We start from the raw sequence: 14,002 nt of genomic DNA on the forward strand, positions 1-14,002 counted from the left end.
GAGAACGAGAAGGGGCAGCGGCTTGGGTGTCCTCATTTTTGTGTGCCGCCCTGCAATTGCCGGACAAGACCATGACGGAAAACGTTGCCGCTGCAATTGAGTCAGATTCGGGCTCGCTTCCTCTCATTTCCGTAATCATCACCAACTTCAACTATGCGAACTATGTTGGTGAAGCCATCTCATCGATCCTTGCCCAAACCTATGCTCACGTCGAATGTGTCGTGGTCGACGACGGGTCGACCGACAATTCGCGCGAGGTCATCGAGTCCTTCAGTGGCATAAAGAGCATCTTTCGGTCCAACGCCGGTCAAGCTCAGGCCGGGCTGGCCGGCCTGTCATCGATCAGCGGGAGCATTGTCGTGTTCCTCGATTCTGACGACTACCTGCTACCCGAGGCATGCGCGACGATAGCTGCGAATTGGAGTACCGGCATGGCTGCGGCACTCTACCGGCTGAAAGTCCTTCGCGATGGAAAGCTGTCCGACGAGGTCTTGCCGTCGCAGAACTTCGTGACCGAGCGACCGCAGGACTTCATCAGGACATATGGATATCTGCCTGCAGCTCCGATGTCCGGGAATGCCTATGCGCCGGACGTGGTCCGCAGGATCTTTTCTGACGGTCTGCATCTCGACAAAAACGGTCTCGACGCCTATCTCATCCTCGGCTCGCCGTTTCTCGGAAAAGTTGTGGCGATCGATCGGCCGCTCGGGATTTATCGGGTGCACTCCTCGAACATTTCGATGTTCGCCAAGCCGAGCCTGCGTAGCGTGAAATCGCGAATCTACTACGAGTATTGGGCGCAGCGCACCGCTGTGATCCTTGATCGGAGCATCTGCGGGAAATCCGATCGATGGACCTTTCTCAAAGGTCCGTACAATTTGAAGTGGTATATCTTGACAAAGCATATTCCTTTCCCTGAATTCGACATCCCGTCGTTTCCGTTGTGGAAATGCGTTGCGGAGTGCTGTCGGGAATTCGTCGTTGCGCCGAATGTTAGTTTCAGAAAGCGCCTGCTAAACTGCGGTCTGGTTTTCCTATTTTCCATCTTGCCGCGACCGGTGAAGACGCGCGTCGTAACAACATTCTATCGCCTTGACATGCCTGGATGCGGAAATGGTTGACGACGGAGTGGCGCTCGACGTGCAAGCAAATCCGCAGAGAAACCGACCGGTGCGTGCCTTGATCGTGACCGGTGCGGAGCCGCCGATGCCTGGAAGGGATGTGCATGCCGTTTATCGGCGATTGGGCATGTTCGTGACCGCGGTTGCTGCGACGTGCGATGACGTGGAGATGTTGCATTTCGCCCAACCCGGTCACTGGTCCTTCGAGAAAGAGCGAAACGAGCTGAACGTAATGCAATCCTCCTATTGGGGAGCCAAGGTCAGCACGATCGTCGCGCCGGCAAATCAGTTCACGCCTTCGTGGTCCGGTCACGCAAAATCGATGCTCTCGGTGGGCTATCAGGGGCGGTTTGCAGGGCTGGCCGGTCGTCAGCAGGTGGAAGCGGTTCACTCTCGTCTGCATCAACAGCCCGCACTCGTATTTGCCCATCGTTTGTCCGCCATGATCCCGATTCTGAAGCTGGACGGAAACTTGCCGCCGGTGTTCTTTGATCTCGACGACATCGAGCATTGGCTGACGGTGCGCGCCGCCCTCGACAAGCAGTCGTCGCTACGCGCGTATCGACGGCTGGTTCAAGTCCCTGCCATCATTGCTGCGGAGCGCAGCGCGGCTCGCCTGGCCCGGCGAACATTCGTCTGCTCGGAACTCGACGCAGCCTATCTCCGCAGGCTCGGCTATGGCAACGGGGTGACCTGCATTCCCAACGCGATCGGGGTTCCTGAGCACCCCCAGCCAGTAGCGAAAGAGCCGACCATATTGTTTCTGGGTGGTTACCATTTCGCGCCCAACGCGGATGCCGCCGATCGCCTGATCTCCCGCATCTGGCCGATGATCCTCTCGGAGCATCCGGAGGCCCGGCTCATCATCGCGGGAAACTCGCCTCAGTCGCTCAAGTCGTTCAACGCGGCTCCGCCTGGCGTGGAGTTTCCGGGCATTGTCGCCGATCTCGAAGCGCTGTATCGCCACACGCGGATCGTCTGTTGCCCGATCACGAGAGGCGGGGGCACCCGCTTGAAGCTGGTAGAGGCGGCCGCGTACGGAAAGCCGATCGTCTCGACTGCGATCGGCGCTGAGGGCATCTTTCTGGAGGATGGGAAGGACATTCTGATCCGCGAGCAGGACGAGGCAATTGCGGAGGCCTGCTCCCGCCTGCTTGTCAATGACGCGCTCTGCGCGCGGCTTGGCGAGGGGGCGCATGCGAAAGCAGGGCGATGCTACGACTTACAACAGATACGGACGCAGATCATCGGTCAGCTGCTCGAAGGCGCGGACCTAGAAAATGAGGATGAAGAATGAGATCATTCCTGAAGAAGATATTGTGGGTCGGAACCGCCTGGTGGCCGCTTCCATTGAAGGCCGCCGTGGCAAACTCCTTTTTCCGGGATGAGACGTTTGTTCGGGCCTACGGGCCAGATCTGATTGCCCGCCTGGCGCCTATCTTCGGCATCGATGGTGTTCGCGCAAAAGGCCAGTACGGCGAGATTTTGAGCTCTCCCTCTGACCGCACGGTTTTCGCTGCATATGCATCGACGGGAACGTGGGCTCAAAGCACCAACGCCATCTTCTCCAAGTTTTTTACCGAGAGTGGCGGTGGAACTTACCTCGACATTGGCGCAAATATAGGACTGACGACAATTCCTATTGCTCGATTGCCAAACGTGAACTGCATCGCGTTCGAGCCTGCGCCGGAGAATTTCAGGAATCTGCAGGTGAATGTGCGAGCGAACTGCGATCAAACCAAGGTAAAGACATTGCAACTCGCACTATTTGAGCGCGAGAGCGAGCTGGACTTCGAGCTTTCAAACTACAATTTGGGCGATCATCGGATCAGAATGACCGGATCAGACGGACGTGCTCAGGGTGAAGGAAGAGAAGTCATTCGCGTTCAGGCCGTGCCGCTTGATTCGCTGCGCGTCGTCAATTCAGACCGCCCTGTAGGCATTAAGATCGACACACAAGGTGCGGAACCCTTCGTAATCGGTGGGGGCAAAGAGACCTTATCGCGAGCGCAACTGCTCGTTATGGAGTGGTGTCCTTACATGATGACTAAGATGGGGGGCGACCCGCAGGTTGTCCTGCAGTTCCTACGCAAATCATTCCGGTCCGCTCGCGTTACGCAGGCTGAATCGGGAGATGGTCCGGATCAGTTCCTGCCGATCAACGAAGTCTGCGATCTGCTTGCCCAAACGATCGACAAATATAAGCAGGATGAGAAATACTACGTCGACATCATCGCGACGAAATAAATTAGGAGGACGGCAAACTCTGTTGCGCAAAGGAAAATGGTAGCACCTCGTGATCAAGGCGCTGCGCTATCCCGAATCTGTGACGGGATCTCAGCTAATTCGGGCGGTGGAGAAGATTATATACCCGCTGGCGTAAGGGGGCCGCAGCGAAGAAGTAGAATGCTATACAGTAGCCGATGTAGGCTATGGTGAGCGTGACCAGCAGGCCCGGAAGGTTCTGTGGTGCAAAAAAATACCGATCGAAGCCATAAGCGGCAGTGATAAACACAATGCTGAAGAAGTACGGTTTGAGCTGGCGTCGGAGGAACGTTGCCAGATTGAGGTCGACGGCACGAGAGATATAAACAAACATTATCGGCGCAGTCGCGTAAAGCGACAAAACTTGCGCGGCCACGAGGGCGTCCATTCCGAAGCTAGCGGACGCGAGGCACAGCGCGAGAGATACGCCTGTCTGCCAGCACCGCAGCTGGAAGGCTTGCCTCGTATTTGCGATGCCGACGAGCAAGGGGTCGTAGAGCATGAAGCTCGCAAGAACGGTGGCTTGGAACGTTAATATCTGCAGTATCCAGCCACTTGAAGCCCACTTGGCGCCAAACACGGTGACGATGAAGATCGGCGCCCACACTGCGAGGGTAAGGAAAGGCGGCAGCATCAGCCAAGCCAAAGCTTCCGTCATTTCCAGGAATGCGATTCTCACATCCCTTACTTCGGCCTGCTTCGATGCAAAATAGGGCAACGCCACGCTCTGTATTGGGATCGCGAATACAGATATCACGACGTCGAACATATTTCGTGCAACGCGATAGAAGCCGATGGATGCCTGGTCGATGAAACCCCCGATGATGATGTCGATCACGCGGGTATCGACGGTGCTGAGGAAACGCGCGCCCATCAGGTGGCTGCCGAAGGTCCACAAGTGCAGCACAAACTCCCGTTGGATCCTGAATCTTGGGCGCCAGGTTGACGCAAGCACGATAATCAGGAGCTCGATTAGCAAAACGGCATATTGCTGAAGCACGAGGCTCCATACGCCGGCGCCCGCGAAGGCGCTGGAAACGGCGACGATGCCGCCTACGATCTGGGCCGCCAGGGCCTTCTTTGCGGAGATATCGAAGCGGAACACGCGCAGCATTCGCGCCTGTTGGATTTCGTAGACGGCCGATAGAAGAGGCGAAAGGGCGAGAGCTCCAAGTACGTACGGAAAAGAATCACCTTGAGTCCGGAAAGTGCCGAGGAGCGCGGCCGTCGAGAGGATCACGATGGAGATCGCTGCGGCGATGAGCCAATTGACGGTGTATGCAACGTTTGCTTCGTCATCAGTCAATTCAGGTTTTTGGACGACGGCCGACGACACACCGTAGGATGCGATGGATTGCAGGATCATGATGATCGAAGCGCAAAGGCCGACGGTTCCAAAATCAACAGGATTCAGTAGACGCCCGAGAACTACAAATAGGCCGAATGAGATGATCTGCCGCAAGATGCTCTGGCTCGCTAGCCAGGCGACGCCCGCTGAGACGGAATACCTATGGTTCTTGGTGCTAACGAGCATCGAATGATCTGGTATCGGGAAACTGTGACCTTGGAAACAAGCGATTTCCTAAAGCTTGTGTGCCAAGCATACGCACGTCCAACTCCAGATTTCCGCGAAGCTCAAGGTGTGGCACTGACGGGTTGCGGAGTAGGTGCCATACAGCATCGCGGAGGCCTACGCAAACGCTTCTGGGGCAGCCGACCGTCAGGAGCGACTTTGGCTTTCCTTTGCGGGATTCTGGACAAGATTGGACCTTGCTTGTGTTACTGTTCAGAAGATGGGCGATCATGGGTCAGCTTCACGGAGCTTAAGCCGCTTGCACATGCAAGTTTGCTAATCTACCGTCATCTTATGCGCCATTGCTCTGGCTTGGTTTGCTCGAACTAGGTATGGCGGGTCGCACAGACCGTAATTCGATATTTCGCAACGAGCAAATTGTTACGCGGATTTGGGACTTGCCCCGAAACTCAAAAGAACCCATCTCCGAGGCCCTCTCCCTCTTTCTGGACCTCGCGCGAGGTATCGCGGCGGTTCTAGTGCTTTTTTTCCACGTCCGAAGTGCGTTGCTCGTGCCATTTGCGAACCTTAAAGTTCATGGTGCCGGCGCCGCATCATTCTTCTTGATGACGACGTTTGGGCATGACGCGGTGATCGTGTTCTTCGTTTTAAGCGGGTTCCTTGTGGGTGGCTCCGTTCTCAGGATAAGGTTTGGCTCTCGGGAAGACATAGCAAAGTACTGTATTGATCGATTTGTGCGGATCTTCCCGGTCCTCGCGGCAGCAACTGTTTGCTCAGTCGGTCTTCTCGCCGTGGAGTATTATTCTCTAGGACGCGTTGGTTGCTCGGTCGAGCCGAGCACGGTTCTTGGAAACATCCTTGCACTCCAAAATTTCGTTGTTAAGCCTCTTTGCAACAACCTTCCTCTTTGGAGTATTTCGAGCGAAGTCTTCTACTACATCGCATTTCCGGTGCTTGTTGCGATTTTCGCAGGCTCTCGTTCGTATGTAAGCGCAGCGCTGCTCTTGGCTGTAATCGGACTATCAATCGTATCGCTAACACTTACTCCGCTCGATGACAGAAATAGCTTGCTGTACTTTCCGATTTGGCTACTAGGAGCGGTAACTGCCACGATTATGAATCGCTGGAGTGCTAATTTGTGGGGAGCCGCAGTCCTTTTAGTGGTCGCATTAGCATTTGGAAGAATGGAGGTGTCAAAGGATTGGTTCTGGTGGCGTGATTTTGCTTTAGCGGCGGCCTTCTGCATTGTTTTAATGTCTATTGGTGGACGAAAGATTGGGGCATCAATCGTCGAACGGTGTCTGATAGTGGTGTCGAGATGGCTCTCGACGATTTCGTTTTCATTGTACGTAGTCCACTACCCACTCATCGTTTTGTATACTCGGTACTTGCAGCGCGGCGTGGAAGGGGAGTATCGACGTGATGTACTTTCTGCTTCCGTGATTTTTGAATTTCTTCTTCTTGTCTTGCTGAGCTTGCTGATTGCGACGGCCTTCAGTTTTGTGTTCGAGCGTTCGCGGTACTGGATGCGAGAGAAGTTGGAGGCGCGTTACAGGAGACCAGCAAGTGCCTGAATTATGATATCGCCCAGGCCGGATCCAAGCCGGAACAATCCTTTTTTATACGGTCTCACGCGGCACGCGAGCGGCGGTTTCCAAACAAGTTACCGTGCCCGCTCTAGGAAGAGATTAGGGTGCGCGCTCATCTCTCGGTACTCTCAGGAATGCTACGGCCATTGCCAGGCCGGCAGCGAAACTCGTGGTCTTTGTCCAGAGCCCATTCGATGAAAACGATAGCAGAAGATAGAATAGGCTGATGAGATAAATGGGAGGTCTACAATATCTTGGTAAGCAGCGGAAAAGAAACAGTAAATAGGTAAAGAAGAATGGAGCGGTGAAGATCAGGCCGCAAATCAAGATATAGTTCACCCATGTTATCTCGATAGCGACCACACCGTAACTCGCCTGCATCGACGCCGCGTCGGTGGGCTGTATACCCAGCCAGAGGTCAGACAGCGGGATGCTCGTTAGGATTTGAACGGCGTACTCGCGAGCGACGGCGCTCCCGTTGTCGTTCTCAAAACGGAGAAGCAGCAAATCGAAGATACCCATTGAGGCGAGTAGAGGTATTGCGAGGATCGATATTAACAGGATCAAGGGTAGGGCAACTACGGTCGAACGTTCGAAGCGACCCCTCGCGAATGACCATAGGATAGAAAATAAGAAATAGAGCCCGACCAGAAAGACTCCCATGACCATTGAGGTGCGACCTCCTGTAGTTGCTGCGGCGCCAAAGGCGAGGAGGGCCAGCATCGGTCTTACTAGCGTCTGTATTGAATTTCCTGGTGGTAGGGATATGACAGAAAGAGTCCCATACGTGCACAGAAAAGAGGCGGCCGCAAGCGGATGTCCAAAAAGGCCCGCTGGACGATTGAGCGAGGTCAGCATTTCGCCAGTGTAGATCGTGTCACCCGTATAAATCGGGATGAATGTTTGGCGCATGTAATATTCGGCGACGATCATAACGATGCTGAACATCATAATGACATCGACGGCTCGTCGAAAGAGAACGATCGCGCGCGCGGGCAAGCTCACCACAATCACGAACACGACCAATGTTGCCGCGAGCGTTTCCACAAATGGTGCGATGGACACGCCCTTGAAAAAGATCGCATAAGCTGCGGCACAGCCCGTTGCCAACGCGAAGCTCACTAGTGCAAAGTCATGCGCAATGATCGTATAAACAGAACTTCGAAATCTGCGATCGAGGATCAGTGCACAGGCAAACCAAAAGAAAATGAGATAGGTTGCGGGATGGATTTTTTCGACTTCGGACCCGCCACCCACGTACTGCCAGCCGAGGGCCTGTAGCAGCGAGCCAGAGACGACAAAGTACATCAATATTAAGAGCAATCCTACGATGTGGATCGGGCGGACATCCCGGGTTTCTGCCTCATACGATTTGGCTTGCGCTAAGCGGCGTATATTCGTGTCAAGTATGAACGTCATATCCGAAGACTCGTCTGATCGAGGTGCTGGGGCTATTCTGGCAATAAGTCAGGACCAAAGTGTCCGTGTTTTCCTTAGCTTGATTTGGGCCAGCAACTCATCTGCGATCGATTCAAATCAAGAAGTTCGCCAGTTGGCTCGAAGAATGGTTTCCGCCCCCGTAGTCGTCATCTCCAGTCAAATACATCCGCAACTCCATTGCGTCCTGTCGCGACGCGCCGACGTCCTCCGGCGTGATCCACTCCGTCGGAGGTGGCATGGACTTTAAGACAGCGTCCACGACGGCGGCTGGACATGGTCATTTGCGACGCTCCGTTGTTCGGTCACAAGATCAGTTAGACAGACCGCGCTGCTCAAGGCCCATCAAACAAGAGCGACTATGCTGATAGCAAAGTTTGACTGTGCGGAACAGCGGGCATGATGGCTGGTGCCGATCTGGGCTTGCTCCGTCTGAAGAAGCGATGCGGTAAGAAGTAATTCGGGATTGATGGGAGAGGGATGTTCCCGATCCGGCACTCTGGGCTGGCGTTTAGCAAGTTCTCGGTCCCAGGTAGTAGGGTTCCGTCTCAATTTGTTTTTTAGGCGCTCCCTTGAACGATTATTTCATGGTCCTTGCTGTGATTGCGGCCGTTATCTCTGTGGTTCGTATCGCATGGATACTGCATTTCTTTTTCATCGGACGGGGGGTCGATCCCGATGACCCGGCGAGCGGATGGGGCTGAGCGGCCGATTTGGGAGGTCGCAGGCCGAACCGGGCGCATGCTGGACCAGCAGGATCGCTGCCTCTGACAAGCGAATCTGCGGCGGAATGGTCGTAGATGCGGACTGCCATGTTGACGTCCTATTCTGCGGTATCTTGAGGGGGCATCTGCCAATCTCGCCCGTATTGAGGATTCATGCAGAAGCGAATTGCTGGGCTGGACGGCATCCGGGCCGTCGCAGTGCTTCTTGTTTTCCTGCAGCATCAGAACACAATCGCGTTACAGTTCCGCACCGGTCTGATCGGTGTGTGGGCGTTTTTTGTCTTGAGCGGATTTCTCATCATTCGACTCCTCTTCGCTGCTCGCGCAGAGATCGAATGGGGCGAGAGCAATTTTGGAGTTCAGATCGGGCGTTTCTTTGCTAACCGGACCGCGCGAATCTTTCCGATCTACTACCTCGTGCTGGCGCTCGTGACGGTGTTCGCCGCGGTCGGTTACAGGGTCGAGTACTTCACCTCCGATCGCGCGGTAGCGTTCTGGTTATATCTGACTAACATCAAGCTGCAGCGCGATGGTTCTTATCTCGGCATCTTTACTCATCTTTGGAGTCTGTCGATCGAAGAGCAGTTTTATGTGCTGGCTGCACCCGTATGCCTGGCGCTTCCGAGAAGATTGTTCACACCGCTACTGACGGCAATCGTGGGGCTGGGTCTCGCTCGAAGGATTCAGTTGTCTGGAACGTCAGAGATCACCTATACGTTCGATTCCATCGTGAATTTCTACATGCTGGCCTTGGGCGGTTTGGCGGGCATATGGGCGGATCGGTTTAAACATTCCGTGCCGCTTTTCTACGTCGCTTCATTCTGTGTCCTCGGCTCCTTTGCCGTTGAACTTGTGGTCCTTCGTGAGGACAGCTACAGCCTTATTCTTGTCCCGCCATACATGGCGCTTGTGTACCTCTTCATTTTTAACAACCAGCATTCGATGCTCGTCAGAGTGCTATCCTTTCCGCCGCTGATGTACCTGGGGACAATTAGCTACGGATTCTATTTGTATCACGGCTTCGCTCATATCGATCTGCTCAAGAGCTTCGGCGTGAACACAAATTTGCCCAGCAACTTGAAAATCGCGATTGAGTTCCTGGTTTCACTGACGACAGCAGTCTTGTCTTGGCACTGGATCGAGCGACCAATTCTCCGTTCCGCGCGCGGGCAACATTCAGTGCCGCAATGACTGACGTCGAGCTGTGTTTCAAACGTGATTGAGCACGACCATGAGCGCGGCGTATCGCTCCGGCGAGGGCCGCCTTGCGCGCTGAGGACGGAGGATGAAGACATAGGCGTATGACTGACCATACGCCTATTTCGAAGGTCTCCCGATTGGAAGTAGTTTCGACTGGCGCCCGCCGTCGTTGGACAGTGGACGAGAAGCAGCGGATCGTTGCTGAGAGTTATGATGGTTCCCGGTTGGTGTCGGCGACGGCGCGGCGCAACGGGTTGTCCACGAGCCAGTTGTTCACGTGGCGACGGTTGGCGCGCGAGGGTCGGCTGGGCGGGGATGCAGCGCCATTGCTTGTTCCTGTGGAGATCACTTCGACACCAACTCCGGCATCGGCCGTGGTCGCGCAGACAAGGCCATCGCCGGCTAAAGAGCGCGCGAAGGTAGGCATAATCGAGATCGAGCTTAGCGGCTGTCGGGTCCGCGTTGACCGTGACGTGGACACTGAAGCACTGCAGCGGGTCCTCGAGCTTCTGAGGCGGTGATGATTCCGATCCCAAGCAACGTCAGGGTCTGGATTGCCACCGGTCACACAGACATGCGCCGCGGCATGCAAAGCCTGGCGCTCGCGGTCCAGGAGAGTTTGAAGCGTGACCCGCATGCGGGGGATCTCTACATCTTCCGCGGCCGCCGCGGTGATCTGCTCAAGATTCTTTGGCACGACGGGTTAGGCATGTCGCTGTATGCCAAGCGCTTGGACCGCGGCAAGTTTATCTGGCCTGCGACGTCGGGAGATGCGGTATCGATCTCAGCGGCTCAGATGGCTTATATGCTGGAAGGGATCGACTGGAGGAATCCGCAACTAACATGGCGACCGCAGAGCGCCGGCTGAGCGAAATAAAATATGAGATCATGCGCATTTTGGGGCACCACAAAGCACTGAATTTGTGATTCTCTGGTTGCATGGACACGCCTCGCGACGCTCTTCCCGAAGACATAGCCGCTCTGAAAGAGGCGTTGGCGAGCGAACGCGCGAAGGCTCTGGATATTGCAGCGGAGCTTGCGGTCGCCCGTGCCAAGGCGTCGGAAGACAGTGCGCTGATTGCCCGCCAGAAGCTGCGGATCGCCAAGCTTGAGCGCCAGGTCCACGGGCAAAGATCAGAACGCTCGTCTCGTCTGATCGACCAGTTAGCGCTTACGTTTGAAGAGCTGGAATCCAGCGCCACCGAAGACGAGCTTGCGGCCGAGAGAGCTGTCGCCAGGACAACGACCGTGCGCGGATTTACGCGCACGCGTCCCGAACGCAATACCTTCCCTGATCATCTTCCCCGCGAGCGCGTGGTGATCGATTCGCCAACGACGTGTGAATGCTGCGGCGGCAATCGCCTGCGCAAGCTTGGTGAGGATGTGACCCGGACCCTGGAATCAATACCGCGCCAGTGGAAAGTGGTCGAGACGGTGCGGGAAAAGTTCACCTGCCGGGACTGCGAGAAAATCAGTCAGGCACCGGCGCCATTCCATGTGATTCCGCGAGGATGGGCGGGGCCGAGCCTGCTGGCCATGCTCCTCTATGAGAAGTTCGGCCAGCATCAGCCTCTGAACCGGCAGACTGAGCGTTACGCGCTGGAGGGCGTGCCCGTCAGTCTGTCGACCGCAGCCGACGCTGTTGGGGCTTGCTGCACGGTATTGGAGCCGCTATCGCGCCTGTTGGAAGCCCACGTCATGGCAGCTGAACGCCTCCACGGCGACGACACCACCGTGCCCGTGTTGGCCTTGGGCAAGTGCGATGTCGCTCGATGCTGGGTCTATGTGAAGGACGACCGCCCCTTCGGCGGCTCAGATCCGCCGGCAGCAATGTTTTATTACTCGCGCGATCGAAGGGGCGAGCATCCGCAGGCGCATCTGACCAACTATAGCGGCATCCTGCAGGCCGACGCCTTCGGTGGATACACCAAACTCTACGAGCCCCAGCGAAGTCCTGGGCCTATCAGGGAAGCGGCCTGTTGGGTCCATGCCCGGCGGCCGTTCTTCGCCATGGCGGATCTTGAGGAGAACGCGCGGCGCAAAGCGGCCGGAAAGCAGGAGATCGTCATCTCGCCCGTCGCCATGGAGATCGTGCGCCGCATCGACGCTCTGTTCGAGATAGAGCGCTCTATCAATGGCCAAAGCGCCGATCACCGAAGAGCTGTTCGCCAGGCGCAGAGCGCGCCGCTGGTCGCCGATCTGGAAGCCTATATGCGCGAGCAGTGCGCCAAGCTCACCCGCGGTCACGATCTGGCCAAGGCCATGAACTACATGTTCAAGCGCTGGACCTCCTTCACCCGCTTCCTCGACGATGGCCGCGTCTGCCTCTCGAACAATGCAGCCGAAAGAGCGCTGCGCGGCATCGCATTGGGCAGAAAGTCGTGGTTATTCTGTGGGTCCGACCGCGGAGGGCGCCGAGCCGCCGCCATGTATAGCCTCATCGTCTCTGCCAAGATGAACGACGTCGATCCTCAGGCCTGGCTCGCCGATGTACTCGCTCGCATCGCCACCCACTCCGCCCACAGGCTCGATGAGCTGCTGCCCTGGAACTGGAAGACAGCGCAACAGCAAGGCCTTGCGGCACAGGCGGCTTGATGGGACACGTCAACAAGGTTAGCCACGTGTTCACTCTCAGCCATGTTGCTGAGATGCTCGGCGAAGACGGGGAATGGCTGTTCGAGGTCGCCGAAGAAATGGACACCGAGGATGGCCAGCTATGGGTCGTCGGCGTCGGTGAAGACGGGGTGATGGCGTTCACCGATGACGGGATCGAGAACCTCAAAGAGCTGATCGCAATCCACAAGGACGCTCCTTGGATTATTGAAGAACGCCGCCAGGTACTCGCGGCGATCGTTAAGCCGAAGGCCGAAAAGCCCGAGGTTTAGCCGCTAACCGGACAAACCAGCCCGCCCGCGGCCTACGCCGCATGCTTACCGCGCGGCGACATCGCGCAACTTTGAACGCCGAAATCTTCGATGCTTTCGCCTGCAAAGTTGAAGCACGCCGAGACCAGCTAGGCTTTCTGGGCGCTAAATCGATTCGGCAGCAACCACCGGATGTTCCGTTGTCGCAAGAACCTCCGCGGAAACAAACTCGCGGTCCATTCCACCACTGCTGCGATTTCGGGCAAAATAGCTACGTACTTTCCTTTGGCGCCGATATATGCTCGAACCGATTTGCAGCCTGCCCTCAACAATAAGCGCTTGATCTCAAGGCTGGTATACTCGTGAAGGTGAAGGCCTTCGGGATTAACTGTGAAACCCGCCGAGCCATCATGCGGTCCGTTCGTCTTGTTTGGCGTAAGGATCACGATGTAGCCGGAGGTCTTTAAAGTGCGAACCATGTCATCCACCTGCGGCAGCGCGTCATCTGGATGAAGATGCTCCAAGACGTTGTCGCTCAAAACGAGGTCCGCTGAATTCGCGTCGACTGGAATCGCTTTTCCGTCGTACACTTGATGTCGGAGATTCGAAGGAAAATTTGAGGAATCGACAAGGGGCGCGACGTCTAGCGCGACGACAAGGGAAGCGTGCTTGGCCACAGCTTCGGCCAAATAGCAATGACCGGCGCCGACTTCAATGACGATGCGGGAGCCGCGAATAAAACGCTCAAGGAAGGCAAGGGTCGTCTTGACTCTGCTTTCTTCCATCGAGTCGTTCTGTTCGAAGGCGGGGAATAGCCTATAAAATTCGCTATAAGCTTGTTGGTACGCACGATCACGATGTTCGGGCGAGGCAGACCTGATCATCGATGCCAGTTCGCGCTCTTTTTGAAATTGTTCAGTAGAAACGTAAAAATCGGTCACTAGGCCTCCTCAACGGCCAGAGAATTATTGGCAACTTTAAATCGATCATAAACGCCATAAAATTCACACAATATGCAAGAAATGGCAACTAAGGGGGGAGTGGAATCGTCCCATGAGGGTTAACGTCATTTGCCAACCTGTCGGCTGCCCCTGCGCCCCGGGCCCGGCTTGCAGTTCGTTCTGGCTCAAGAAGACCAGAGCAGAATGCCCACGGGATGAGCGAACGTCGGACGTGTAAAGCGATTGGCTGCTGCCGAATGACCAGAACTCGGCCCGGTCGCCGCTTATTTAAGGGCCCGCCGTATGTTCGTCGAAGCCCGCGGCAT

Annotated in this window: 12 protein-coding genes; 9 read left to right on the forward strand and 3 right to left on the reverse strand. The window is 55.9% G+C overall.

The genetic code is table 11. The annotated features are described in order from the left end of the window. Positions 1-26: 26 nt before the first annotated feature. Genes ACVIIW_RS17920 through ACVIIW_RS17930 form a run of 3 tightly spaced genes read left to right on the forward strand, consistent with a single transcriptional unit; the run spans position 27 to position 3,368 of the window. Positions 27-1,121 (forward strand): glycosyltransferase family 2 protein, encoded by a 1,095-nt coding sequence (locus ACVIIW_RS17920; protein WP_456701925.1) that lies wholly within the window; start codon positions 27-29, stop codon positions 1,119-1,121. Then, complete coding sequence (locus ACVIIW_RS17925; protein WP_456701926.1) at positions 1,114-2,418, forward strand: glycosyltransferase; 1,305 nt, start codon at positions 1,114-1,116, stop codon at positions 2,416-2,418. The genes ACVIIW_RS17920 and ACVIIW_RS17925 overlap by 8 nt, the downstream gene beginning before the upstream one ends. After that, positions 2,415-3,368: an FkbM family methyltransferase gene (locus tag ACVIIW_RS17930; protein ID WP_456701927.1), complete on the forward strand. Its 954-nt coding sequence runs from the start codon at positions 2,415-2,417 to the stop codon at positions 3,366-3,368. Before ACVIIW_RS17925 ends, ACVIIW_RS17930 begins: the two co-directional genes overlap by 4 nt. A 94-nt stretch (positions 3,369-3,462) precedes the next feature. Here ACVIIW_RS17930 and ACVIIW_RS17935 read toward each other — a convergent pair whose 3' ends face one another. Next, a complete protein-coding gene (locus ACVIIW_RS17935; protein WP_456701928.1) occupies positions 3,463-4,920 on the reverse strand; it encodes an oligosaccharide flippase family protein in 1,458 nt (485 codons plus the stop codon). A 371-nt stretch (positions 4,921-5,291) separates the two neighbouring features. On the opposite strand from ACVIIW_RS17935, the gene ACVIIW_RS17940 reads away from it, so the two are divergent. Beyond that, positions 5,292-6,494 (forward strand): acyltransferase family protein, encoded by a 1,203-nt coding sequence (locus tag ACVIIW_RS17940; protein WP_456701929.1) that lies wholly within the window; start codon positions 5,292-5,294, stop codon positions 6,492-6,494. Between the two features lie 114 nt (positions 6,495-6,608). Here ACVIIW_RS17940 and ACVIIW_RS17945 read toward each other — a convergent pair whose 3' ends face one another. Beyond that, a complete protein-coding gene (locus tag ACVIIW_RS17945; RefSeq protein ID WP_456701930.1) occupies positions 6,609-7,928 on the reverse strand; it encodes a VpsF family polysaccharide biosynthesis protein in 1,320 nt (439 codons plus the stop codon). Positions 7,929-8,824: 896 nt separating this feature from the next. Here ACVIIW_RS17945 and ACVIIW_RS17950 point away from each other — a divergent pair. The 5 genes from ACVIIW_RS17950 (at position 8,825) to ACVIIW_RS17970 (ending at position 12,756) form a co-directional block, all read left to right on the forward strand. Then, positions 8,825-9,862 (forward strand): acyltransferase family protein, encoded by a 1,038-nt coding sequence (locus tag ACVIIW_RS17950; protein WP_456701931.1) that lies wholly within the window; start codon positions 8,825-8,827, stop codon positions 9,860-9,862. 110 nt (positions 9,863-9,972) lie between these two features. Further along, positions 9,973-10,392, forward strand: a complete 420-nt coding sequence (gene tnpA / locus ACVIIW_RS17955) for an IS66-like element accessory protein TnpA (protein WP_310880253.1) — start codon at positions 9,973-9,975, stop codon at positions 10,390-10,392. Continuing rightward, on the forward strand, positions 10,392-10,739 hold the full coding sequence (tnpB, locus tag ACVIIW_RS17960; protein WP_141340086.1) for an IS66 family insertion sequence element accessory protein TnpB: 348 nt from the start codon (positions 10,392-10,394) through the stop codon (positions 10,737-10,739). The genes tnpA and tnpB overlap by 1 nt, the downstream gene beginning before the upstream one ends. A gap of 71 nt (positions 10,740-10,810) precedes the next feature. Then, positions 10,811-12,466 carry an IS66 family transposase gene (tnpC, locus tag ACVIIW_RS17965; protein WP_456700491.1) on the forward strand — a complete coding sequence of 552 codons (1,656 nt, stop codon included), beginning with the start codon at positions 10,811-10,813 and terminating at the stop codon, positions 12,464-12,466. Beyond that, positions 12,466-12,756, forward strand: coding sequence for a hypothetical protein (locus ACVIIW_RS17970; protein WP_456700490.1), 291 nt, complete (start codon positions 12,466-12,468; stop codon positions 12,754-12,756). The genes tnpC and ACVIIW_RS17970 overlap by 1 nt, the downstream gene beginning before the upstream one ends. A gap of 128 nt (positions 12,757-12,884) precedes the next feature. Here the strand turns inward: ACVIIW_RS17970 and ACVIIW_RS17975 are convergent, their stop codons facing one another. Further along, on the reverse strand, positions 12,885-13,676 hold the full coding sequence (locus tag ACVIIW_RS17975) for a class I SAM-dependent methyltransferase (RefSeq protein ID WP_456701932.1): 792 nt from the start codon (positions 13,674-13,676) through the stop codon (positions 12,885-12,887). Between the last annotated feature and the right edge of the window lie 326 nt (positions 13,677-14,002).

This window comes from Bradyrhizobium sp. USDA 4449 (genome assembly GCF_054056275.1).